Source organism: Methanocalculus sp. MC3 (assembly GCF_054767395.1).
Genome location: NZ_BAABMP010000002.1, coordinates 855,363 through 879,046, shown reverse-complemented (window position 1 = coordinate 879,046; position 23,684 = coordinate 855,363). Strand labels below are relative to the sequence as shown.

At 53.5% G+C, this 23,684-nt stretch carries 25 protein-coding genes and 1 tRNA gene; 13 read left to right on the top strand and 13 right to left on the bottom strand.

Going from position 1 to position 23,684, the window contains the following annotated elements; genetic code table 11:
• Positions 1-203 precede the first annotated feature (203 nt).
• The 4 genes from ACYUBO_RS07990 (at position 204) to ACYUBO_RS07975 (ending at position 3,229) form a co-directional block, all read left to right on the top strand.
• Positions 204-518, top strand: coding sequence for a hypothetical protein (locus tag ACYUBO_RS07990; RefSeq protein WP_460373424.1), 315 nt, complete (start codon positions 204-206; stop codon positions 516-518).
• A gap of 301 nt (positions 519-819) precedes the next feature.
• Positions 820-1,617: a 4Fe-4S binding protein gene (locus ACYUBO_RS07985; RefSeq protein ID WP_460373423.1), complete on the top strand. Its 798-nt coding sequence runs from the start codon at positions 820-822 to the stop codon at positions 1,615-1,617.
• A 31-nt stretch (positions 1,618-1,648) separates the two neighbouring features.
• Entirely contained in the window at positions 1,649-2,518 is an 870-nt protein-coding gene (gene nudC / locus ACYUBO_RS07980) for an NAD(+) diphosphatase (RefSeq protein ID WP_460373422.1), read from the top strand.
• 81 nt (positions 2,519-2,599) lie between these two features.
• Positions 2,600-3,229 (top strand): TetR/AcrR family transcriptional regulator, encoded by a 630-nt coding sequence (locus tag ACYUBO_RS07975; RefSeq protein ID WP_460373421.1) that lies wholly within the window; start codon positions 2,600-2,602, stop codon positions 3,227-3,229.
• A gap of 502 nt (positions 3,230-3,731) precedes the next feature.
• Here the strand turns inward: ACYUBO_RS07975 and ACYUBO_RS07970 are convergent.
• From ACYUBO_RS07970 to ACYUBO_RS07960, 3 genes are all read right to left on the bottom strand, one after another.
• Positions 3,732-3,804, bottom strand: a tRNA-Gln gene (locus tag ACYUBO_RS07970).
• A gap of 139 nt (positions 3,805-3,943) precedes the next feature.
• Positions 3,944-4,621 (bottom strand): LytS/YhcK type 5TM receptor domain-containing protein, encoded by a 678-nt coding sequence (locus ACYUBO_RS07965; protein WP_460373420.1) that lies wholly within the window; start codon positions 4,619-4,621, stop codon positions 3,944-3,946.
• 135 nt (positions 4,622-4,756) lie between these two features.
• Positions 4,757-5,191, bottom strand: coding sequence for a C-GCAxxG-C-C family protein (locus ACYUBO_RS07960; protein WP_460373419.1), 435 nt, complete (start codon positions 5,189-5,191; stop codon positions 4,757-4,759).
• Positions 5,192-5,370: 179 nt separating this feature from the next.
• Here ACYUBO_RS07960 and ACYUBO_RS07955 point away from each other — a divergent pair, with 179 nt between their 5' ends.
• Positions 5,371-6,174 (top strand): EFR1 family ferrodoxin, encoded by an 804-nt coding sequence (locus tag ACYUBO_RS07955; protein ID WP_460373418.1) that lies wholly within the window; start codon positions 5,371-5,373, stop codon positions 6,172-6,174.
• Positions 6,175-6,243: 69 nt separating this feature from the next.
• Here the strand turns inward: ACYUBO_RS07955 and ACYUBO_RS07950 are convergent, their stop codons facing one another.
• Both ACYUBO_RS07950 and ACYUBO_RS07945 read right to left on the bottom strand, forming a co-directional pair.
• The gene (locus tag ACYUBO_RS07950) at positions 6,244-6,696 is read right to left on the bottom strand and encodes a DUF5814 domain-containing protein (RefSeq protein ID WP_300332506.1); all 453 of its coding nucleotides are present in this window, start codon (positions 6,694-6,696) and stop codon (positions 6,244-6,246) included.
• Complete coding sequence (locus tag ACYUBO_RS07945) at positions 6,697-7,329, bottom strand: DUF2150 family protein (RefSeq protein ID WP_460373417.1); 633 nt, start codon at positions 7,327-7,329, stop codon at positions 6,697-6,699.
• A gap of 63 nt (positions 7,330-7,392) precedes the next feature.
• Here ACYUBO_RS07945 and thiI point away from each other — a divergent pair, with 63 nt between their 5' ends.
• Complete coding sequence (gene thiI, locus ACYUBO_RS07940) at positions 7,393-8,568, top strand: tRNA uracil 4-sulfurtransferase ThiI (RefSeq protein ID WP_460373416.1); 1,176 nt, start codon at positions 7,393-7,395, stop codon at positions 8,566-8,568.
• On the opposite strand, the gene pscS is transcribed toward thiI, so the two are convergent.
• Together pscS and ACYUBO_RS07930 are read right to left on the bottom strand one after the other, a co-directional pair.
• A complete protein-coding gene (gene pscS, locus ACYUBO_RS07935; protein ID WP_460373415.1) occupies positions 8,551-9,732 on the bottom strand; it encodes an O-phospho-L-seryl-tRNA:Cys-tRNA synthase in 1,182 nt (393 codons plus the stop codon). The genes thiI and pscS overlap by 18 nt on opposite strands.
• A 1-nt stretch (position 9,733) precedes the next feature.
• Positions 9,734-9,913 (bottom strand): hypothetical protein, encoded by a 180-nt coding sequence (locus ACYUBO_RS07930; protein WP_300333125.1) that lies wholly within the window; start codon positions 9,911-9,913, stop codon positions 9,734-9,736.
• An 85-nt stretch (positions 9,914-9,998) separates the two neighbouring features.
• Between ACYUBO_RS07930 and ACYUBO_RS07925 the strand changes: the two genes are divergently transcribed.
• Genes ACYUBO_RS07925 through ACYUBO_RS07910 form a run of 4 tightly spaced genes read left to right on the top strand, consistent with a single transcriptional unit; the run spans position 9,999 to position 16,843 of the window.
• Positions 9,999-11,132 (top strand): metallophosphoesterase family protein, encoded by a 1,134-nt coding sequence (locus ACYUBO_RS07925; protein ID WP_460373414.1) that lies wholly within the window; start codon positions 9,999-10,001, stop codon positions 11,130-11,132.
• Entirely contained in the window at positions 11,129-14,296 is a 3,168-nt protein-coding gene (locus ACYUBO_RS07920; RefSeq protein ID WP_460373413.1) for an AAA family ATPase, read from the top strand. The genes ACYUBO_RS07925 and ACYUBO_RS07920 overlap by 4 nt, the downstream gene beginning before the upstream one ends.
• Positions 14,293-15,267 carry a DNA double-strand break repair nuclease NurA gene (locus ACYUBO_RS07915; RefSeq protein WP_460373412.1) on the top strand — a complete coding sequence of 325 codons (975 nt, stop codon included), beginning with the start codon at positions 14,293-14,295 and terminating at the stop codon, positions 15,265-15,267. Before ACYUBO_RS07920 ends, ACYUBO_RS07915 begins: the two co-directional genes overlap by 4 nt.
• Positions 15,221-16,843, top strand: a complete 1,623-nt coding sequence (locus ACYUBO_RS07910) for an ATP-binding protein (protein WP_460373411.1) — start codon at positions 15,221-15,223, stop codon at positions 16,841-16,843. The genes ACYUBO_RS07915 and ACYUBO_RS07910 overlap by 47 nt, the downstream gene beginning before the upstream one ends.
• Before the next feature lies 1 nt (position 16,844).
• Here the strand turns inward: ACYUBO_RS07910 and ACYUBO_RS07905 are convergent, their stop codons facing one another.
• Both ACYUBO_RS07905 and ACYUBO_RS07900 read right to left on the bottom strand, forming a co-directional pair.
• Positions 16,845-17,384, bottom strand: a complete 540-nt coding sequence (locus tag ACYUBO_RS07905; protein ID WP_460373410.1) for a nucleotide-binding protein — start codon at positions 17,382-17,384, stop codon at positions 16,845-16,847.
• A 20-nt stretch (positions 17,385-17,404) separates the two neighbouring features.
• Positions 17,405-18,259, bottom strand: coding sequence for a formate/nitrite transporter family protein (locus ACYUBO_RS07900; protein ID WP_460373409.1), 855 nt, complete (start codon positions 18,257-18,259; stop codon positions 17,405-17,407).
• A 353-nt stretch (positions 18,260-18,612) separates the two neighbouring features.
• Between ACYUBO_RS07900 and ACYUBO_RS07895 the strand changes: the two genes are divergently transcribed.
• On the top strand, positions 18,613-19,200 hold the full coding sequence (locus ACYUBO_RS07895; protein WP_460373408.1) for a hypothetical protein: 588 nt from the start codon (positions 18,613-18,615) through the stop codon (positions 19,198-19,200).
• A gap of 77 nt (positions 19,201-19,277) precedes the next feature.
• Here the strand turns inward: ACYUBO_RS07895 and ACYUBO_RS07890 are convergent, their stop codons facing one another.
• Together ACYUBO_RS07890 and ACYUBO_RS07885 are read right to left on the bottom strand one after the other, a co-directional pair.
• A complete protein-coding gene (locus tag ACYUBO_RS07890; protein ID WP_460373407.1) occupies positions 19,278-20,186 on the bottom strand; it encodes a hydantoinase/oxoprolinase family protein in 909 nt (302 codons plus the stop codon).
• A complete protein-coding gene (locus ACYUBO_RS07885) occupies positions 20,183-21,067 on the bottom strand; it encodes an ATP-grasp domain-containing protein (RefSeq protein ID WP_460373406.1) in 885 nt (294 codons plus the stop codon). The genes ACYUBO_RS07890 and ACYUBO_RS07885 overlap by 4 nt, the downstream gene beginning before the upstream one ends.
• Positions 21,068-21,145: 78 nt before the next feature.
• Here ACYUBO_RS07885 and surE point away from each other — a divergent pair, with 78 nt between their 5' ends.
• On the top strand, positions 21,146-21,928 hold the full coding sequence (gene surE / locus ACYUBO_RS07880; RefSeq protein WP_460373405.1) for a 5'/3'-nucleotidase SurE: 783 nt from the start codon (positions 21,146-21,148) through the stop codon (positions 21,926-21,928).
• 50 nt (positions 21,929-21,978) lie between these two features.
• Positions 21,979-22,635 (top strand): ribose 5-phosphate isomerase A, encoded by a 657-nt coding sequence (gene rpiA / locus ACYUBO_RS07875; RefSeq protein ID WP_460373404.1) that lies wholly within the window; start codon positions 21,979-21,981, stop codon positions 22,633-22,635.
• A 2-nt stretch (positions 22,636-22,637) separates the two neighbouring features.
• Here the strand turns inward: rpiA and mreA are convergent, their stop codons facing one another.
• Both mreA and ACYUBO_RS07865 read right to left on the bottom strand, forming a co-directional pair.
• Positions 22,638-23,015, bottom strand: a complete 378-nt coding sequence (mreA, locus tag ACYUBO_RS07870) for an MreA family transcriptional regulator (RefSeq protein ID WP_460373403.1) — start codon at positions 23,013-23,015, stop codon at positions 22,638-22,640.
• Positions 23,016-23,122: 107 nt separating this feature from the next.
• The gene (locus tag ACYUBO_RS07865) at positions 23,123-23,683 is read right to left on the bottom strand and encodes a TATA-box-binding protein (protein WP_460373402.1); all 561 of its coding nucleotides are present in this window, start codon (positions 23,681-23,683) and stop codon (positions 23,123-23,125) included.
• Position 23,684 lies beyond the last annotated feature (1 nt).

Sequence of the window (23,684 nt, the reverse complement as noted above, 5' to 3'; positions counted from 1 at the left end):
TTGGGTTAACGAATATTTAGATGAATAAAACCTATTCTTGGAATGAGGTAAAAATAGCTTATGGAATGCTCACCCAATCTATGGCAATACCCTCATTTGATACCCCAATAGCTTCATCCTTCCGTTCGAGTAATGATGATGGTAGCTCCCTATGAGGTTTTCAACCACGACACCCAATTCATCCAAACAGGAGATGAGTCAGAATGCTTAAACCAGGCTCCAATGACAGGAAATACTATCTCACCTTTACTGAGGATGAGGTAGAAGAATTCGTATGTCACGCAGAAGAACTTGTGGAGTGTTTTGGACTGAATGCCAGGATAAGAAAATACAAAGGGAAGCGTCCAATCGGTCTCTACCGCTGGGATATTGAGGCTTTATATGAGGTGTATGGCTATGTGCTTGAAACCGATTATAAGGGGTTGTATAAGGATCAACAATCTCCCGAATATCTTGCCATGCATAGTCTGGTTAAGAAACTGAAGGAGTATATGGATCTGGCTTTTTCTGATCACTGATTGGGCTCGCTATCTCCTCCTCTTCTCATGTATCCTTTACGAACTTTCAAACCTCTCATTTACAAACTAACCAATGGTTATAATATAACTAAGAGTTAATGCTATTGAGTGAAACCACTGGATCATACGAATCCATACTCCCGGCACAGGTGAAGAGAAGAGGATACAGATGCAGCCTGTCTCCTCTCCATGCCCAAAAATACGGGCGTGGAGAAGGGATACCGATGCCTGCCGGGAGGCGTTTGTGGAATTGGTCTGATCAAAGCGGAATAACACCAACAATGTCTTGGAAGCGATCTGAATGGAAATCTCATCTCTGAAACTGGTATATTTCTCACCTACGGGAACAACGCAGGCGGTTGTGAACGGCATTGCATCTGGAATTCATTGCGGCAGGGTGGAGCAGCTTGACATAACCCGCCCTTCTGCACGGGAAGAGCCGCTCTCCCTATCGGAAAAGGAATTGCTCATCATCGGTCTGCCGGTGTATATGGGCCGGATTCCGGCCTTTCTGGTCGATTGGCTGGAGATGATGAAGGCAGATAATACGCCCGCTGTCTGTGTTGTCGTCTATGGCAACCGCGTGTATGAAGATGCACTCCTTGAGCTGACGGATTTCGTACGTGGAGCCGGATGCAACCCGATCGCCGGTGCAGCATATATCGGGGAGCATTCCTTCTCCTCTCCACAAACGCCAACCGCAGAAGGCCGCCCCGATGCAGCTGACCTTCAGCATGCATCACTCTTTGGGCAGAAGATCTCAGAAAAACTGGCATCTCTTTCATCGCCGATGATCCCGGATCTGTCTATCCCCGGCTGCCATCCGTACCGGGGAGATCCGAAACTGTGGGTCGTTGATTTTATTGCAGTCAGTGATGCATGTATTGGTTGTAACGTCTGTGTGGATTCCTGCCCGACTGGCGCAATCGATCCTGAGGATCCACGGCAGATTAGGATTGAAGCATGCATCACGTGTTGTGCCTGCATCAAAAAATGCCCGGAACACGCAAGGATGATGAAGCCCGGTCTTGTCAGGGATGCCTCGGTGCGCCTGAGTACACTGTATACGGAGCGAAAAGTGCCGGAATTATTTCTATGATGCGCCGATCTGATCCGATAATCAGGAGATCATGAAGAATACAAAAGCAGGATATCATATGAATCACCACCCGTTCTATTCAGTTCGCCCCCTCTGCCCCGCCTATCCCGAGCCAGCAGATTATTCGGCAGCACAGAAACGCTGGATTGTTGTACAGGGCAATGCTGTCTTCTATTGCAGCGGTTCTGGATCTGGGACTGTCCTCATGCCGGATCCGCTTCCGGATATTTATGCATCCTCACCACCGGTATACCTCGGCATACGCGATGATTGCATCTACCATGCCGTTGAGATCCCCGCTTCTGCCACGCCACCGGCTGACTGGATTCTGTCGCCTGTCCGGGAGCTGGACGGTAAGGTTCCTGGTATCGAAATGGCTTTTTCTGCCTATGCAGTCCGTATGGTTGATTTTGAGATGTCGAATGCCTTCTGTGGCAGGTGTGGTGCCAGGACACGCCCTCTCAATACAGAACGGGCTCGGATCTGTAACGAGTGCAATCAGATCATCTATCCCCGGATCTCGCCTGCCATCATCGTCCTGATAAAAAGAGGCGATGAGATCCTGCTCGCCCGCTCCCCCCGTTTTCCTCCGGGTGTATTCTCGGTTATTGCCGGCTTCAATGAACCCGGTGAGAATCTTGAGCAGACTATACACCGGGAAGTTGGCGAGGAGGTTGGCATAAAAGTGCATAATCTCCGGTACTTCGGGAGCGAGCCATGGCCGTTTCCGGATTCGCTCATGATCGGCTTTGTGGCAGATTATGCCGGCGGAGAGATCCGGATTGACAATAATGAGATTGAGGCGGCTGGATGGTTTAAACGGAATGAGCTGCCTCCATCTCCTTCAAAGACGAGTATTTCCAGGGCACTTATTGAGTCATGGATTCAGGGGGAGATCTGATCCTGCCGGGATCTCCCGGTTTGTATTCCAAAGATCAGATCTGAGACAAACAACATGAATGGAACAAGAAGGAGTTGAGCTATGGGAGTTTCTGAGAGAAGACAACGGGAGAAGGAAGAGCGGAAGAAGGAGATCATCAATGCAGCCGAATGCCTCTTCTTCTCCCGTGCATATGATGAAGTCTCCATGGATGATATCGCCGCTCAGGTCGAGCTGAACAAGGCAACCCTCTATCTCTATTTCGAGAGTAAGGAAGCGCTCTATGCTGCTATTGTGCTTCGGGGTGTCCATATGCTGCATGCAAAATACCTGGAATGTATGGAGAATCAGGATTCGGGATTTCAGAAGGTTGCTCGTATGGGGGAAGCTTATCTTCAGTTTTCAGAAGAATATCCGGATTACCTCCGGATGATTCACTTTTATGGATCTGAACGTTTTTCCAGAGAGAATCCATATACCGCCGGGATCGGCAGGGGGTATGGAATGTCCCGGAAGCTGCTGCAGGATGCCATCTGTGAAGGTATTGGCGATGGAACGATTCGATCCGATATCGATCCTTTCCTCATCTCGATGTACCTGATGATCTCGTTTATGGGCACGCTCTCACTGGAAGATAAATGGAAGCAGGTGATTGCAGCAGAGGGTTTCAGCAATGAAAAGTTCTCAAAAGAGTATTTCCGGTTCATCATGCCTGCGATTACTGGCAGATGATCAGAGGAGTAGCTTGATCTGATCCAAAGAAGAGAAATCCGGCTCTCCCTCAGTATTGTGGAATTCGCTCGATCTTACATCCGGGTTTTCTTGTTCACCCTTCTCGAGAAACCCGGTTCACCTTGTTCTAATCGCTTTCTGTTAGCATACCGCCTGCTATGGCTACGCTTTGCCGGTTTGCAGATTGTTCAGTCCTTGACAATTGCAGAGGCTAATAATGAATGTGTGAAATGCAGACGGGTGCTGATTCAGACTATGGCAAGTCCGTTTGCAATCCCAATCTGGTATCCTGCATCAACCCCGATGTAATAGGCACAGATTGCGACCAGGCAAACAACCAGGATCATGAGAAATCCCATAATCCAGGATCGGTAATTTTCCATCTTTTCGTTCATAGGGATCAGAACGTCTTGTTACCGAATAGACGATAAAAGTATCGGCATACCCAAAATATCGTGGAATTGTCTCTGATCTAAAAAAAAAGTATTACGGATGATTTTCATACTCCCGGGCGGATTCGAACCGCCGTCGCCGGATCCAAAGTCCTGCATGATTGACCACTACACTACGGGAGTGAGAAGATTCTCCAGTATATTAACAGTAAAAAGATATAGTGGTTTCTGGGAGTTCCGGGCCGATTGTGATCAGGTCAATCTGCATCCAGACACAATTCCTTTTTCAAATCAATCTTTTTGAGAAAAGAGTGGATTATCTCTATCTGGTATCATCAGTACAGGGCATTCCATTCACTCTCTGCTTCATCTCTCTGAGGAGTGCATCACGTTCTGCCTGTATCTTCCGCTCTTTCTGGATATTTTTCACCATCATGGCGAAGACGAACATTCCGGCGGCATTGGCAAGGACCATCGGCAGATACACTCTGCTGACAATGGCAACCGCCTCATCAAAGGGCTTCACCATCATGAGCGTGAGTGCCATGTGGAAGACCTCCATCAGAACCGCAAATGCAACAGCTACGGTTGTTCCGGGAAATCTCTTCTTATAATAGATCCATATGAGTCCACCAAAGAGTCCGGCGAAGATGGCGGTAATTGAACAGGAGTACATGGTGATACCGCCCATACTCAGGCGGTAGGCAGCCCCGATCAGCCCTGCCCCAATGCCAACCCAGGGCCCGGCAAGCAGCCCGGCAACCATTGGCCCGAGATCCCGGACATTCACAATAGATCCGAGGAAATCGATGCCGGAGATCGATCCATAGACTGAGAGCCCGCCGAAGAAGAGGATGAGGATGATACGGGTTTTTAAGGTCGGGTTGCCATCGAGGATCTCAGGGAATATCCGGCTCTGTGTCAGGAGATATGCAGCAACAATGATGACGCATATGAGTTGCAAAAGAACATTGAACTGTGGTAAGAACGATCCATCCATGGTGACAATCCAGAACAGGTTGCTGTTCTTTCTCAATAAATTATATGGATCTGCGTTCGTCCGGTGGTATTGCCTATATATCCTGAATCGGCTTTAATGGCGATTAAAAGGAATAAAATGAATATGAAGTTTTATTTATAAAAGTCTTTCAAGGATCGCCGCAGCATCCTTCACGTACTCAGGACATTTCGTCGCAAAGAGGTTCTCTGCCCGTGCCTTATCGTATTCATTCTGCTCGCTCAGATCATATCCGAGGAGCCCTGTGCAGTTGATTGATCCGTTCTTTTCTATGAACTCATCGATGAACTGCCGCACAAGTGCCCGCGTCTTCTCGTTTGCGGCGGAATCGCCCACTTCGGCTTTCCCGTATTTCAGGCCGATTGCAAGGATGGCACCCGAGACGGCGCCGCAGATATTGCCTGTCCGTGAGACTCCGGCGCCAAACCCGCAACTGATCTTCTTTGCCAGATCCCCGGTGAGCCCGAGATCGTCTGCAAATGCCGAGAAGACTGCGGAAGAGCAGGTGAAGCCATTATTAAATGCCGTGAGTGCGTCGTCTGGTTTTGCCATTTTTTATATTCCTCCGGATATCGTTTGAATTCCTGTGTGGATATCTTTATCCCGAATTGTTATGAAAAGGAGAGTAAATGCATGCGAATGAATACAGGCGAATTAATCCCTGCATTTAGAATACCTCTGAGAGAATACTTCTGACAGAATACCCCTGACCGAAACCCCCCGCTGATACCATGACAACCATCATCTATTCCTTCACCGGCACCGGCAACAGCCTCGCGGTTGCCCGGCAGCTTGCAGACGCTCTTGGCGATACGACCATCATCCCGATTACGCGGGCGATGAAAGACGCCCCCCTCCCGCCGGAGGCAGAGACGGCAGATGCAATCGGGTTTGCATTCCCGATTTATTATGTTGATATGCCCGCTATTGTGCAGGAGTTTGTACATGGGCTTCAGATAAGCGGCAACCCCTATCTCTTTGGGGTCGCCACCTGCGGAGGGAGCCCCGGCGGCGCTCTCTTTAACCTCGATGCTCTCCTCAAAACAAAAGGAGCACATCTCTCCCTTGGCGCAGCCATTACGATGCCCGAGAACTTCATCGGGCCGATGAACCTGATGGAGCCGGTGGAGAAGGTTGAAGGAATACTCACAACCGCACGGGAGCGGATACCGGAGATTGCTGATGCAATCCGCGATAAAAGGGAGTGCCCACTCGAAGGATCCGACTCAACACCCTACCGGGTTGTGGCATCCTTCTTCAGATTCCTCATAACATCCGTCTATGGCACTACCCGGCGTCTCCATGCAACCGATCGCTGCAACCGATGCGGGATCTGCGCCCGGATCTGCCCGACAGAGAATATCACCGTCACCGACAGTGCTGTCACCTGGGGCAGCGTCTGTATACAGTGCTATGCCTGCATCCACTGGTGCCCCCAGGAGGCAGTCGAGATAGGAGGACGGACAAAAGGAAGGCGGCGATACCATCACCCGGATGTGACAGTGAAAGATATGGTGGAGCAGAGGGGTGGATAGTACCCCTCCCTATGATGGCTATTTCTAAAAAAACGGGAGCTTAATCTCCGGGATATTAAGTATCTGAGATTATTGCTCTATCCCCTTTATCGCGTCTTCCGTCTTCTTCGCGAGCTCATGCTGCCCCTCGAGCTCTGCAACCCTCCGGATCGCCTCGAGCCGGTGGACGGCGTCTTCGAGGAATGAGAGGATATCGGCGGGGAAGAGGTCGATCCCATATTCATCGAGGAGATGGGCATGGATCTCGCGGTGGTCGAGCCCCAGCGTCCTAAGCTCGATAATCATGAGGACAAACTTCTGCTCCGGGCATCCGCAGAGCGGCCTTCCTTTGCACTTGCAGTCAAGGAAGTCCTTCTGGAACCGGAGGAGCTGTTCCCTGAGGGTGGAATCGAGCTGTTCGTAGTTGATCCCGCCATCAATCATCTCCAGGTTCGCACCATGGAAGGCGAAATCAGGCAGGCGGTACCCGGCGATCCGCTGGATCTTGCGGACCGCACGGAGCCTTGCTTTACTTGCGATCACTCAGGTTTCTCCGACTTCCTCATCGAATTTCTTGAGGGACTTCATAGCCTCGCCCATCTTCTCGACAGCCGCAAGCCACTCGTCAAAGATCGTCGGATCATCCGTATCCTTCACGTACCGTGCACAGCAGGGAGCACCGCCGATGACGGCAGATCCAATCTCGGCTGCAATCCTGAGCGTTTCTTCGGGATCCTTGTCTGCTGCCTTCTTCCCTTCCTTCACGAGCGCCTTGATATCGGCTTCAGTTGCCCCAGCAAGGAAGTTCCGGCATGAGGCGAAGACGACCATCATCGCGATCTGGACTGATCCGACGATCTCGCCAAGCTCGTCCTCCGGAACCGGCCCCATTACAATCGCCTCTACTTCAGCGAGCTTCTGTTCCGCATCCTCAAGGGTGATCCTCTCGTTCTGCCAGAGCTTGATGATCTTCAGGACAGCGAGCGTGATATCCTCGCTGAAGTTCTCGAGCATCCGGAAGCCTTCAGGCATCTCCTCGCCATCGCCCTCGAAGTCTGCGTCAGCAAGCGATACAAGCCAGTTATCCCACCGTTCCTGATTATAGAAGATATAGAAGAGCTTCATCGGCTCTTCTTTCTTTGCTTCACTCTTCTTCCGCGCCATTTCATGTACCATCTCACCTGAATCTTAAAGAGGTTACCGCTCCCCTCATCTGCTATTGAGTCCAATGAGGTACCTATGCAGCAGCAGGTGATGGTGCGGTACGGGGAGCTTTTTTTGAAGAGCGAATCGGTCATGCACCACTATATCAGGATACTCACCCGCAACATCGGACGTGCGCTTGAAGCGGCGGGGCTTTCCCATACGATGGAGGAGCACCGGGGGCGGCTCTATATCAACTGCGATGATCCGGTTCGCGCAGCAGAAGCCGCCCGTGTCTTTGGTGTCGTGGATACATCTGTCGTCACCCGGACAGAACCGACGATGGAGGTGATTGCAGCTGCCGCTGTGGAGCTGGTGACCAGATCTGGCAGGACAAAGGGCTCATTTGCGGTCCGGGCACGGCGGGAGGCGGTCAAGGGCTTCACCAGCCAGGAGCTCGGGGCATTCGTCGGATCAGAGATCCTTGATCTTTACCCGGAGTTTACCGTCGATCTCACGAACCCGGAGTACGAGGTCTTTGTCGAAGCCCGCCATTATGGGGGATTTGTCACCGACTCCTTCTCTCCCGGCCCCGGCGGCCTCCCGCTCGGCACACAGGGAAGGGCAGTCTGCCTCATCTCAGCAGGAATCGACTCGCCGGTTGCCGCGTGGCTGATGATGCGGAGGGGAACCGAGCTCTTCCTTCTCCATATGAGTGGCGGGAGGCATGCCGGTGCTGCCACGCGTGACGATGCATTTCACCATGCAGAGACGCTCTCGACACACTGCATGGGAACGCAGATCCCGACAATCGAGGTCGATATGGAGCCTTTCTTCTCGGCACTGCTCACATTGAAGGAAACGCGGTTTCGCTGTATCCTCTGCAAGCGGTTTATGCACCGGGTGGCAAGCCGGATCGGGGAAGAATACCAATGCTCTGCCATTGTGAACGGTGATAATCTCGGGCAGGTCGCATCCCAGACACTTGAGAACCTGGCGACCGTTACACCCTCAGCAACGCTGCCTGTACTCCGCCCTCTCATCACCTATGACAAGGAGGAGATCGTCAATCTCGCTAAGAAGATCAAGACCTTCATCGCCCGCCCAGGCGATCATTCCTGCCGGATGGTGCCGAAGAAGCCAGCCACCGCCGCGACGATCCTCCAGATCGAAGAGGAGGAGGCGAAGCTCCCGATGGATGATCTGATACAAAAAGCAGTGGAAAGCGCAGTCAAAAGGACCGCGCTCTCCGGTTCAATCATTGACGGCTAAGCCGTTCTCAGTTGCGATATCGAGGAAGGCGCCTGCGGTGTACTCTGCCTGTGCCTTTGTCATCCCGTAGGTATTGAACTTCCAGATCTTTGTCGCCCCCGGAATCACTCCGGCAATACCTCTCTTTCCAAGCGCACTTGTGAAGAAGAAGCCACGTTTCTTATGGGTCTCTGCCACACGGTCAAATGACTCGCGTGTGTCTATCCTGGTCAGGGTATGCTCCCGTGGCATATCCGAGAGGATCTTTGTCCCTTCGATTGCGAGAAGCGCATCAATGATCACCCTGCTCTTTGCAAGCTCCTCATCCCAGGCAAGCACCCGCTCCTTTACATGGGGGAACGATGCCATCATCCCCATCACGGTGACGCCCATTAAGGTGCAGCCCATCATCGCAATCTCCTTGATCCCAAATGTCCTGCCGGTCTGATCCCCCTTCACCGCAGTGGTGGCAAAGATTCTCTCCGCATACTCAGCAGTTGTTGCAACGAGGCCGGAGGGTGCCGGTGCCGCCATCGATTTGTGGCCGGATCCGATCACAAAATCCACCCCGAGAGCTCTTCCCGATACCGGGAGGATGCCGACCGTATATGCTCCGTTATAGAGGACCGGGATATCATAGCTGTGGGCTACTTTTGCGATCCCTTTGATATCATGGTGGTTTCCGAACTGGTAGTCCACTCCCTCGACAAAGAGGAGTGCAGGTGCCTTTCCCTCTGTTTTTATTACCCGCTCGATCGTCTCGGCGGCGGCATCCGGGGTGATATGGTTCTTCTCATCCTTTGGAATCTCACGCGGGACTGCTCCCACCGACTCGGCTGCAATGAACTCGGTATAGTGGGAGAGTGCGGTCAGGATCACCGGATCGCCTTTCTGTACCAATCCCTGGCAGACCGCCTGGAACCCGCGCCGTGCACCGGGAACAACCCGGCAGGCATCCATCTCAACCCAGGAGGCGAGATCGGCATGGAAGTCTGCAATCGGCGGCTTTTTGATATAGTCGAGACGGAATGGCTTGCGGCAGTTGTCACAGACCGAGTAGCCATCGCCGTATGCGATCACCGCCTTCATCGCATCCGCAGTAAGCCGCCCGCCCACCTGGATCGGATCGATGTTGATTGCTGTCTCATCCACCTGCCGGGCTTCGATATCGCCTGCACACCGCATCTCAGATCAGCTCCTCTTCAAGGATATCGACCTGGCGCCGTATGCTTTTCAGCAGTTTCCCGGCTGTTTCCTTCTCTTCAGCACTCAGCTGATGGAGGGGTGCTGTCTCCCGGAGCATCACCCTGATATCGGTCAGGAGAAAGAGTGACTGAAAGAGTGCATCAGTTGCACGTTGTGACATGGTATAGGATCATTGTGCCGCCTTCCCTTTTACTTTCACCCTCCACTCCCAGCACTTAATTCTCTGGAGGTTGAAGATACGATCAATGAAGATCATCCATATCGCCGATACCCACCTCGGTGTCGCCGCCTTCTCCCGTGTTGATCCCGAGACCGGCATGAATCTCCGTGAGACGCAGGTTTACCAGAATTTTCTTGCATCAATTGAGGAGATATGTAGATTGCGGCCGGATGCGCTCCTCCACGCAGGAGATCTATTCGACTCGGTGAAGCCGCGGACACAGGCCTATGTCACCGCATTTGATGCGCTGGAACTCCTCTCTGATGCCGGTATTCCCCTGATCATGATCGCAGGCAACCACAGTATCCCAAAGACCCGGTATACCCGCGCGCCATTCTCCCTCTTTGAATATCACCCCGGCACCGTCCATATGGCATACCGGTTTAGGTATGAGTCTGTCGAGGCAGGTGACACGGTCTTTCACCTGATCCCAAACATGCTCAACCCCGATCAGTACCGGGAGGCATATAACGAGGTTGAACGCTCCTCCTCCCACAATAATGTGCTGGTCACACATGGGCTTGCGAGCAGTATCGCCGACAAAAGGCTGGCAACAGTCGCAGAACATGAGATCGACTCCACCATTACGACCGCCGACTTCGATTATATCGCCCTTGGCCATTACCATAACCAGAGCCAGGTGGGACCCCATGCCTGGTACTCGGGCTCAATAGAGCACCTCACCTATGGCGAGATCCATGAGAAGAAAGGCGGGCTCTCTGTCGATACCTCGCGGAGGACAGTAGAGCCCCTCCCCCTCCCAAAGACACCGATGATCGATCTCGGTTCCCTGCTGGCAGAGGATCTCTCCGCTGGCGAGATCATCGGAGAGATCGAGGCGCGGATAGAGGCGATCTCCTCCCACACCCCCCCGATGGCACAGATCACCCTTGAGGGGATCAGAAAGGAAACAGCCCGCGCCCTCTCCGGACGGGAGATGGCACGCATCCGGGAACAGGTGCTTGATCTCCGGATCAAAACCATCTCGCCCGGCGAGATCGTCCCGGAACGGAGGCAGAGCGATTCACCTTTTAATATCCAGGAAGAGTTCATCGCCTTTGTGAAAGGCCGGGGGCTCCCTGAGAAGACCGAGTCATATATCCTCGGGAAGGGATCAGGCATCCTCTCTTCGATTGTGGAGGAGGCAGATACCGAATGATCCTTGACAGGCTGACGCTGAAGAACTTCAAGCGGTACCGGGATCAGGAGTTCACCTTCAGGGATGGGATCACCGCCATAGTCGGGAGTAATGGTGCCGGGAAGAGTACGATCATGGAGGCGATCGTCTTTGCACTCTACGGGATCTCCGGCTCCGGGATCGATGCTGAGTATGTGGTTTCCGCAGGGGCAGGGCCAAAAGAGAAATGCGAGGTCCGGCTCTCCTTCCAGACAGGCGGAGAAGGCTACACAATTGTCCGGTCTTTCAGGAAAGGGCAGACAACCCACCATGATGCACAGCTCAACTTCGCGGACGGGCGGCTGATTGCAACCGGCGTCAGCCCTGTGCGGGACGCGGTACAGCAGATTTTGAGGATGGGCCCCTCTGACTTCAGGACCACCATCTATGCGCCGCAGCGGGATCTGCTTGCGCTCCTGGATAAGAATCCTGTCGAGCGGAAACGCTGGTTCATGCGTGCACTTGGGATCGAGCGGATCCGTGATGCATCATGGGAGGCGATCCGGACAGAGATCCGGGGGCTTGAAGATCGGATCGCAACCCTCTCAGGGAGGCTTGAGGAGATCGATTCCAACCGCCTGAAGGTAGCCGATGGTGAGGAGGAGGAGAAGGAGAAGGAATATACCGCCGCCCTCTCCAGAGCAACAGCCGCACTTGAGGCGCTCCAGCTCACAGAGACTGAGAACACTGCGAAGAAAGAGGCGCTCCAGCAGAAGATGCAGGAGCTCTCCGCACTCTCTTCTGATCGATCCGGGAGGCAGGAGGCGCTTCTGAAACTCACACGCCAGCTTGAGGAGGCAGGGAAGGAACTCTCTTTGCTCAGGGATGATCTCGTTTGCTTCAAAGCAGCAGAGAAGCAGGAGGCCCGGTACGAAGAGATAAAAACCCGGACACTCGCGCTTCGGAAGGCACGGGAGTCGCACCGGGATGCGATAACGCGCCTCAATGAAGCCGGTGCACGGCTTCTGGAGCTCTCGCGTTCACAGGCACGGCTACTTGAGCAGCTCTCACGTGCACGGGATGCAGAAGCCGTCCTGTCACGCCTTGCCGATATCCCGGCAGAGCGGGATCAGCTGCTTGCACGCCGCCGCTCACTTGAAGAGGCGCAAGGAGCTTATCACCGCACCGGAAAGGAGCTTGCCTCGCTTGAATCTGAGATCAGGGTGCTGAAGGAGCAGGTGCAGGCGCTGAGGCTTGAACGGGAGCAGCTCACGGCACTCGAAGAAGAATGCACCCGGATAAGCGATGAGATCAGCACTAAAAAAGGAATCTCCGCTCTCAGGGAGCGTTTCCATGAAGGGGAACGGCTGAAGAAGGAGTGCCTGCTCCTGCGGGATCAGATCTCGGGAATCGATACGAATCTCAGGGATTTACGCGAAAAGGCCGCCCCGCTCGCGTCTCAGGTAGAGATGAAGGAGGCAGCAGCCGGGGATCTGGCAGCAGCACGGAAGATGGCTGAAGAAATCCGGGGGGATAGTGCCACCCTCAGATCCGGGATTGCCCATGCAGAGACTGCCCGAAGTGAAGCAGAAAGGCATCTTGCGGAACTTGACGCTGCCGGAGAGGAGAGCAGCTGCCCGACCTGCGGCCAACCCCTGAAGGAACGGTATGGCGATGCCCGCACCCTCCTCCTCGATCAGATCGCGGGCTTTGCATCTGATATCGAATCGAAGAGAGAGAGGCTCGCCTCCTGCGAAATCAGGATCAGGGAGACGGAGCGGATGATCCGTGAGAAGGACGATCAGATCGCCTGCTGCATGGAAGCAGAAAGAAACCTCGCCGGGATCGAGGCGCAGATACTGGAGCGGACAAAAGAGATGGAGCGGCTCGCCTCACTCGTCCTCGAAAAACAGGAGGCCGTTTCTGCACTGGCGCTTCCGGCGATCAGTTGCGATGAGCTCGAATTGCAGGTTGAGGAGTTCCAGTCACTTACCCGGAAGAGGGATGAGATCGCAGGCGCACTCAGGCGCATACCCGGGATTGAGGCAGAACAGAAGGCGCTTGCAGGCCGCGCCGAGAGCCTCTTCTCACGGATGGAAGAGGTCTTGCACCTCCGCGAGCAATCCGGGTATTCCGAGGATGCTCAGAGGGAGCTTGACGCCCTTCTCACAAAGCTCGATCCCATCTACGAGGAGTTCCGGGAAGCCTCGGTTGTTGCCCGTGGGAGAGAGGGTCTCGAAGAGAATCTCAGGGCTGAAACAGAAGAGATCGAGAAGATCAAACGGCATTCTGCCCAGGTTGAGGAAGAGATCAGGACGATCGGATTTGATGAGGCGCAGTACCAGAAAGCCGAGGAAGAGCTGGCAACAGCAACGGATAACCATGACCGCTACCTCTCCCTGAAAGGGAGGATCGAGCGGATACCGTCCATTGAGGCTGATATCAGGAGGAGCTCCGAAGAGAAGTCGCTTCAGGAGGCTGCGATCGCGGCAATCCAGGAGAGGATCGCAGGATACGCACCAGTCCCGCAGGAGCTTGAGGCGATCCGGCAGAAAGAAGCCTCGCTTCATGAAGAGAAGAAGGGATGCGATGCCCGGATACGCGAGATCACCGGCCTTCTGGGCGGCGTCCGGGTGAAAAGGGAGAGGATTTTGGAATCCATCGCAAAAGCAGCAGCCTATGAGAAGGAGCAGGCAGTTCTCCTCTCTGAGAAAGCCCTCCTTGAAACAACCGGCACAATCATGAAACAGTTTGCCGACCACTTAATCGGCTCTGTCCGGGGCCGGATCGAGGGTGAGGTGGGAGAGATCCTCTCCCTCATCACCGATGGGCGGTATGAGTATGTGACAATCGATGACGACTTCTCGATCCGGGTGCATGAGGCGGGCGATGATTATCCGGCATCCCGTTTCTCAGGCGGGGAACAGGATGATATCGCTGTTGCACTCAGGATCGCCCTCTCCCGCCATATTGCTGCAACCCACCGGATCCGTGATGCGACCGTTCTCATCTTTGACGAGATCTTCGGGAGCCAGGATGAGGAGCGGCGGAGAAACCTGGTGACGGCACTCAGAAAACAGGAGCCCTACTTCCCACAGATCCTGTTGATCTCCCATATCGAAGGGGTGCAGGAGGAGTGCCAGACCGTTATCAGGGTAGAGGAGCAGCCCGATCTCACCAGTCTTGCAGTGGAGGTGGAGCAGTGAACGGCACCTATATACAGGATCTGGTCCGGGTGGTCGCCGAGATCAGGCGTCGGAGAGGAGATGTGGGTGGCGAGTCCTTCCTCTCTGCACAGAATATACGGAGAACCGACTTCATCCCGATCGAACCCGCAGCAGATCGGCCGGTCACCGCAATTGACGGGAGCAATTCGACCGTCTATTCAACCCCCTTCTTCAACCTGATCGTCTGCCGGGGTGCGATGCCAGCCTATGAAGACCAGGAGAGGAGCAGCCTCAGGCTCACCTCATGGCGGATCTTCAGGATAGGCGAGGGGCAGGATGAGGACTATGCCGAGCTCTATTCTGAGTATTTCGGACGGGAACCCGATGCGGGTCTTGAAACAGGAAATACTTTAGCAGCAGAGGCAGCCTTCCGCGATACCATCGAGTATGGCCTCGCCGCAATTGCAGCCCGTGAATCAAAACCCGGCACTCTCCTCCTTCTGGACGGCGCACTCTATGCGGAACATCCCTCCCACACCGCGATCCTCGGGGAGCTTCAAAGCATCTGCCGGGAACGCGGCCTCCTCCTCGCCGCCGTCACCAAGAACGCAGGCGCCACCTGGGATGGAGTGCATCCGATCGTCCCGGCGGCGATGAAAGCCGCAGAAGAACTTGGTGTTTCGCCGCCCTGGTACCTGAAGGTGGAGGAGGGATATGTCGCCTGCCTCCACCCGCGTGCGAAGCGGGCGTTCCTGATTTCGATGCCGGACGGCTATCTGGGGGAAGAAGTGGCCGCAGTCTTTTCGGCACTCTCCTCCTATGCCGGTGATGGCCGGGTGGTCGGGTATCCCTACCCCCTGATGGATGCCCATCGTCAGGCGGTGATCAGATCTGATCAGGTGCAGCGGATCAGGCATGATATCATCGCCGGATGTTCGACCCAGTCGATCAACTACGAAGGATATGAAGAGATTCTTGGAGATTACCATGACGAACTTAATCGATATTGATACCAATGATGCGGCAAAATTCCGCCTGATAGGCCAGACGGTCTCGACCTACCGGTGTGCGATCCCCTATACAAGCGAGATCTTTTTGGGTGATCTGCTGGCAATCCATGACAGCCAGAAGCTGTTCACCTTCTATGCGAAAGTGACCGGCATGCAGCATGCGAGCAACTTTTCCGATGCCAACTGGGACACCCGCCCCCATACCTCCCATTTCTATAATCTCGGCGAGGATGTCTTCCTCCTCCTTGAAGCAACCCCGCTTGGATATCTCGATCAGAACGGCAACTTCCGCCGCCCAAAGACCGTCCCAACCAAATTCTCCAGTGTCAGGATAGCAGAAGAGGAGGATTTTGCCTTTCTGGAGGAGTATATGGGGAAGATCGAGGTCGGGCTTGTCAGGAACGGAACCGGCACCATCGCAACTGCAAAAGTCGGGCTCCACCCCCATGACTTAAACCAGCATATGGGTGTCTTTGCCACAACCGGCATGGGAAAGAGCAACTTCATGAAGGTCTTCTCGGCATCCTGCATGAAAGAGCAGCCATTTGGACTCCTGATGGTCGATCCGCATGGCGAATACCTCAAGGGGAGATCAGCACCCGGTGGCGGGGAGAATCCCGGCCTCATCCATTACAGGGAAGGAAGAGGCGGCCTTGCGATCTTCTCGACACGGGATGAGCAGGCGATCAAGCGGTATGGCGCATCCACCCTGAGCATCGCCTACGATGATTTCAGGCCATCTGATCTCTATCCGATATTCGAGTTCTCGGAGGCGCAGAGCGAGATTTTAGAGACGCTGAGCGACATCTCCGGCTCAGTCCTGATCGACTTCTTTTCCGCAACCGACTTCACCGAGGACTGGTATGACGGCTATGCCGGGACAAACCCGCCGCTTGCCCGCCGCTTAAAGGAGTTCCATGAAGCCTCACTCAGATCAATCAAGCGGAAACTTGAGATCCTGACCCGCCACAATCCCTTCTTCAGGAGATCGGGCTCCTCTCTCAATGGCATCAGGAGAGCCCTTGAAGAGCAGAAGGTTGTCTTAATTGACATCCCCGGCATGCGTGAACAGTCCGAGCTCTTCATCCTCTCCCTCCTCACACGGACATTCTTAAACGAGCGGAGGAATGACGGATTTGGGGCAGATGAAACCGAGCCGGCAGGCCAGGTCTTAATTGCAATCGAGGAGGCGCAGCGGGTGCTTGGGCCCGGCAGGGGAACCGCTGTCTTCCGCGAATGTGCGATGGAAGGCCGGAAGTTTGGGATCGGCCTCTGCGTGATCACCCAGCAGCCGAAGAATATCGATCCACGGATCCTCGCCCAGATCAACACCTATGTCGTCCTCGGCCTCTCGGACAAGACCGACCGGCAGATGATCGCATCGAGCGCAAAACAGGATTTAACCCCGCTGGATGGCGAGATCCAGACACTGGAACGGGGAGAAGCGGTGATCAGCACCCTCTCGGTCCCGTTCCCGATCAGCTGCCGGATCCATGCGTTTGATCGCTATATCAAACAGGATGATATGAAGAAGACCAACCCGATCAGGGATGGCCTGAAGAATAGTTTTTCGTAGATTATCTCTTCTTCTTCTCTTTCTTTTCAGGTTCAGCCCGTGTTTCTTTGACAATTTTCCGTATCGAAACACAATTGACGATCGGATCTCCGGTTATAATGTACCGGCGCATAATTGATCCGAGAACCTCGACAATATCCCCCTTCCCAACATCTTCCTCAGGGGATGTGAACATCTTCACTGATACTTCTCCAGTACGATCTGCTATGACGTACTGTGGCCTGTTAAGGAATTTGAAGTGAACATGTTCAATGAGCCCTTCATACCGAACGACCTTCCCCATCATCGCATCGCTGATCTGGTTGGCCCGGATCGGTTTTGCCTCAGCCTCGTACATCGGCTTTAAACTCCTGTAATGGCTCTGGCTCATGTAGTTCATTGCGATAGGAATGGTGAGAATGAATATCAGTGTCGGGATACCCCAGAGGAGCATCCTGAAGTCACCTGATGAAAAAAATGAGAAGAGGAAAATAGCGGTGAAGAAGACGAAGACACCCAGATGGATGATCGTCACTCTTACCGTTATATTTCCGATCTTCATGTGATAACACTACCAGTACTTTACTTCAGTGCAGCGATCTCTTTGCGGAATGCTACCCAGTAGATGATACCAACAAAGAGCAGACCGCCGATGATGTTGCCGATGGTAACCAGTATGACGTTGTTCGTCCACATGGTGACCCAGTTCAGCTCGGCAATATACTGTGGCGTTCCTGCCAGGAATCCGTTCACGAATATCCCGGCCGGGATGAAGTACATGTTCGCGATACTGTGTTCGAGTCCGCTGGAAACGAAAGCCATGATCGGGAACCAGATGCCGAAGAACTTGCCAACGGCGTCATCTGCACATATACCGAGCAGCACAGCGAGGTTCACAAGCCAGTTACAGCCGATGGCCTTCAGTAAGAGAGACCACATCGCGGCTCCGCCGACATAGGATACCTTTCCTTTTGCAATACCTAACGCCGTCATACCGAAGGCATTGACGGTGACTGCTCCTGCTGCATCCCAGCTTGAGAGAGGGCCATAGGCCATCAGGTACGCATAGACAACAGATCCGATAAAGTTACCAACATAGACCCAGACCCAGAGATTGAGGACCTGCATCCAGCTGATCTTATGGATAAAAGCAGCCATTGGAGCGAGCATTGCGTCGCCGGTAAACAGTTCAGCACCTGTCAGGATTGTAATAATAAGTCCGACAGGGAAGACAGCACCACGAACGAGTGCTGCAAATCCGGGTCCAAGGGAATCTGCAACGCCTGTGCTACAGACTGTAGCAAGACCTGCTCCCATGGCGATATATGCCCCGGACATGAATCCACGCATGATCATGTTCCAGGCGGGCAGGCCTACCTTATACTTGCCTGCATCTCCCGCCTTTGCAACAATCTGCACTGGAGGATGGAATACCATATTTCTACACACCTCTTTTGAAATGTCCAACCTATCAACCGAAATGAACTGATCATTTCGGAATAGGCATAGTTGATGATTTTAAGGTAAGATATTAAAACATTTCTAAATAGTTTCTGGTAGGGCATATTTTCAGAATGGCTAAAAAACGGATTATTAGATACATATAAATAGTCAATCCAGTTGTATTGAAAACCTTAACCATTTTGTTTATATTCAACTCATTTCATCTCCCTCTTTTTCGGGGTCAATCCCCAATATTTCCGATTCTCTCTGGTTGCGCGCAGAATACCTCCCCTTTAAAGGACAGATTAACTACCTGCGTGCCCAATGCTTTTGTAACTGAGGTGCAGATGGTTCGAAAACAGATGATCCCCCCCTTCCTCTCGGAGATGATCAGATCATCGATCACCCTCTTTGACGGAGTTGAATTCACGGAGATCCCGACGCAATGCAGTCTCTGTGCCTCCTCTCTTCGAAGACACGATCTCAAAAAGAAACGGTTCGCAACCCTTTCTGTTGATGAGATTACAAAACCGGTATTCGTAAAGGTGGCACGGTACCGGTGCAGTGGGTGCGGGAGGCTCTGGTATGCAGATGAGCCATTCTATCCTGATACCCGCCACGGGGTTATACTCGTTGATCTCGCAACTTCGATCGCTAAAAAACATCCATTCCACAGAACAGCACGCATTCTGGAGGCGCTGGGAATCAGGATTGACCGGGGCACAGTCAGAAACTATGCGCCTCGTTTCTCTGTAGATTTTACTGATATGTATGGTATACCCATTCCAAACCGGATCATATCGCTTTCAGGGCTCATCGCCGAGGGGCGTGCCGTCAAAGGGGCAGAACTGCTCGCCGCCCTTCGCCTCCCACCCGCAGACCGGGCACCTTCTCGTTCCCCTACGCCTGAGAAAGAAGAGCGGGAAGAAGAATAGCAGGAAGAAGAACGGGTACCCGAAGAGAAATGAGAGTGCCGTGATCGCAACCGATCCGGCAAGGAGAAGGAGCGGGATCAGATACCGTTTCGTTCTGCCACCTCTCGTACTGCATATGCAGGGAGTGCGTCGGCAAACTGCCCGAGCTCATCGAAGAGATCGGTTCCTCCGAAGGAACTCCCGAGAAGACGAGATCCGATCCCGCCCGCAAGCAGCGGCCGTTTCCCGATCCTCTTCAGCGACTCTTCAATGAGGTTCCGTTCAGCCTTCCAGAATGCAGTTGCGATCGCAACCGCCCCTGCCTCACCGATCTCATCCAGATCCGCACAGGCGGATCGTGCAAGCCGTGCAAGGCTCAGATCCCGGGTCGCCTCCTTTCCATCCGGTGTCGGAGTCGTATACTCCTCAGGAGTGATATGGCCAAGGACAAGGTGTGCATCCCCGGCCGATGCAAAGTACTCTGTTGAAAGTGGCGTCTCTTCTCCATTAATTATCACAGAACGGAGGAGCGAGGCAACCGGTGTCCTGAGCATCCCGCAGTAGATGAGATAGCCTTTCCTGAGACGGGTGAGATCGGTCTGTCCCAGCAGTGCGTCAAAGGGGGAGAGCGGTATAATGTCGGCGGTGGTGCTCCCAAAATCAACCAGCACCGAATCAGAATACCGATCCCTCAGGAGATCCGCAGATGCGAGCCAGTTTGCCGCTGCAAGTTCAGGCACCGGTTTGGTATGGAACCGCCCATCCGTTCCATAGAACCGGGCTTTTGGAAGCACCTCACGCACCGCGTTGACGATGAACGAAATCCCCTCATTCTTTGAATAGAAACAGTCTGCAAGCTCCCCGCTCATCACGACAGCAGCTTCGCCGTCAAACTCCGAGAGGATCTCTGTGATCGGCGCCTCCTTCCAGAGCGGGCAGTACCGTATGATCACCTCGTCCCCATCGACGATCTTGGTATTTGCCCCTCCGATATCGATCCCGATCATTGCCTTATAATCCCACCATGTGTATCAAAAAGCACCGTTCCCTTCAGGTGAACCGGCTCCGGCTCAATCCCCTCGGACGCCTTGATCAGGAGGTCAGCTATCTCCTCTTCCATCACAGCGGCTATTCCGATTGCGCTTGTCGTGATCCGGGGATTCACATCGATGACGGTGATCCGGTCTCCGACAATCATATCAATACCGATGTACCCCTGGCAGCCGAGAGTTGTGACAACCTTCCGTGCAATCTCCCTGATCTCCTCTGCACGGGGATGATCCACCGGCGTCTCCCCGCCGAGGTAGGTGATCTTCCCCTCATCCATTGTAATCTTCTGCCGGTTGATGGCAAGGACAAATGGCGGTGCCCCGCTATAGAAACTGCATACATCACCGACGACGCGGGATCCGATCACCGAGACCGAGATCTGATCTCCTGTCAGGATCTCCTGGCCAAACTCGCCATCCCCTGGTTCTTCATCCCCGATCCGGACATTGACCGAGCCCGATCCCCTGACCGGCTTGATCACCCGCATCCCGGCTGATACTTCCTTTGGGACATCAATACCATGCTCAGCGAGAAGACTGGCGGTCAGTCGTTTATTGGCACAGACTGCTGCATTGGTACTGTCTGTTCCGACATTATGGGTAACCCCCTCCATCCTTCTTGTGAAACCGGCAAGGAGGTGATCGGGTGCGATGACGAGCCCGTACCTGCAATCGGATGCAAGCCGTTCGATCTCATCCCCAAAATCTCCTTCTCCGGGGGATACCACGGTGTATCCGAGATCTTCAAAACTCTGCTTCAGTGTCTTCAGCATCGCTTCGCCTTCGGGTGCGAGCCTGGGATCATGGTGCAACGTATACTCTGCGAGGAGAACCTTCATACAGGGAATATTGATCTCATGCGAAGAAGAGGTTTGCCGATACGAGGGTATTTCTTTGCATGGCGACGACTCATAATCATGAAACCGACTGTCCTGCTGACAAACGACGATGGTGTCTCTTCAGGTGGTCTCTGGGCTGCATATGCTGCTCTCTCGGAGATCGCCGATGTAACCGTCGTCGCCCCATCCACCCAGCAGAGCGCGGTGGGAAGATCCATCTCTATCTTTGAGCCGATCCGGGTGCATAAGCTGAATATCAATGGCTCCCCTGCCTATGCTGTCGATGGAAAACCGACCGATGCGGTTATCATCGGCCTCTATGCCCTCAAACTGAAACCTGATCTCGTCGTATCCGGGATCAATATCGGAGAGAACCTCAGTTTCGAGTCCATCATGACTTCAGGAACCGTTGGCGCCGCTCTTGAGGCTGCAAACCAGGGAACGCCTGCTGTTGCCTTCTCCCTTCAGGTGAGCGATCAGGGGCGGAAATTCGATGATCCGCGATCAGCTCTTCTCGAAGATGAATCGATTGGGCATATCATAACGGATGTCTGTTCCCGGATATTCGATCAGGGATTCCCGGAGCATTGCAATGTCCTGAATGTGAATATCCCATCCGAGATCCGTGGCGGGTACGAGGTGACACGGCTTGCCCACAAGCTCTTCCATACAGGTGTTGAGGAACGGTTCGACCCGAGAGGAAGGCCATACTACTGGATCGACGGGCCCTTTGTTGAGGATGCCGAAGAGGGAACCGATGTCCATGCGGTACGGGAGGGGAGGATCTCCCTCACCCCCGTGACACTGGACTGCACTGCCCCTGCTGCATTTGATGGTGTCAAAAGACAGTTTTCGGCATAGGATTCTGGTGCATACAAAGCTACATACCCCTTTCAATCATACCAGATCATATGGATAGCGCCAAACAGGAGGCCGGATACAGGGCAGCAGAACGTGTCCGTGACGGTGATGTAATCGGGATCGGCACCGGCTCAACAGTGCTGTATGCAATGGAGCGGTTGCAGCAGAGGATGTATGAGGAGAAACTGACCATTCTCGGAGTGCCAACCTCCTACCAGACAGCCTACAGGGCTGTTGAGATGGAGATTCCGCTCACCACCCTTGATGCACATCCACGCCTCGATCTGGCAATCGATGGTGCAGATCAGGTCGATCCACAGCTGCGGATGATCAAAGGGCGTGGCGGTGCCCATCTCCGGGAGAAGTGCGTTGTGGATGCTGCTGAGACATTCCTTGTCATCGTCGACGAGTCAAAGTGCGTCACGCATCTCAGCGGCAAAGTTCCGGTCGAGGTGCTCTCATTTGCATGTACGCCGGTACTCAGGAGGATCACTGATCTCGGGGGATCGGGGGAGATCAGGACCGGCTCGGGAAAGGATGGTCCCGTCATCTCGGATAACGGGAACCTGATCATCGACTGCACATTCACGGAGATCCCCTCGCCGGAAGAGCTTGAGATGAAGCTTGCCGCTATCCCGGGAATTATAGAATCAGGGCTGTTCACTCGATATACTGATAAGACAGAGCTGATTGTTGGAAAAAAGTAATATCAGGATTCGATGCACTCGCGCATCCGGTTGATCATTGATATCTGGCTCTCGGCTTCCTGGCGTTTCTTCTCTTCCAGGATATTCGTTATCTCAGCCAGTCCAAGAGCAATAGAGTAGATCTTCACCGGGCGCCCTTTATTTTCAGTCTTGCTCTCCCGACAGGTGACCCACTCATGCTCTTTTAAGTCCCGCATTGCGATACTCACTTCGGGCTGACGGAGATCGGTGCCGCGTTCGATCTCACGGGAGCTTGCTTCAGGCAGCTCAGAGAGAAAGACAAGTACTTTTGCAACATTTCTCTTCATCCCGATTCCATTCAACAGACTGACAAGTTCTTCCTGTTTTGGTGTTAACGTTCCGAAGTTTCCGTTATCCATGTTAAATACTCCTCGTACTATTATTTATTATCTATAATATAAAAGGGCTTCCATTCAGATTACTGAATGTTCTTTGAGCGGGAGAAAAGAAAGGGTATCTGTTATATTCAGAGCATCCCGAGATTCGAGAGATCGTTTAGGATCTTCTTCACCGCACCCTGTGCATCCTCAGGTACTTTTCCGCCGGTGATGATCAGTTTCCCCGATCCAAAGAGAAGGACAACGACTTTCGGCTCTTCAAGCCGGTAGACGAGGCCGGGGAACTGTTCGGGCTCATACTCGATCCGGTCAAGGTTGAAGCCGACTGCAATCTTGTTTAAGTTGATTGGTGTCCCGAGATCGGCGGAGGTGACGATATTCTGGATCTTGTAGGTCAGTTCGTCCGGGATATCGATCTTGAGATCCCGGAGAAGGTTCCCGAGAATCTCAAGGCCACGGTTTAAGCTCTCGATACTTTTCGCACCTGTCAGGACGACTTTCCCCGATCCAAAGACCAGAGCGGCAATTTTCGGATCCTGCATCCTCAGAACAACACCGGGGAACCGTTTTTTGTTGTATTCGGCACCCTTTATCTCGGCAGCGAGTGAGGGGAGATCGAGTGATTCAGTAACCTTGGCGGATGCTACGATATTTTCAATCTTGAGCGAATCCTCGGGATTGAATGTCATG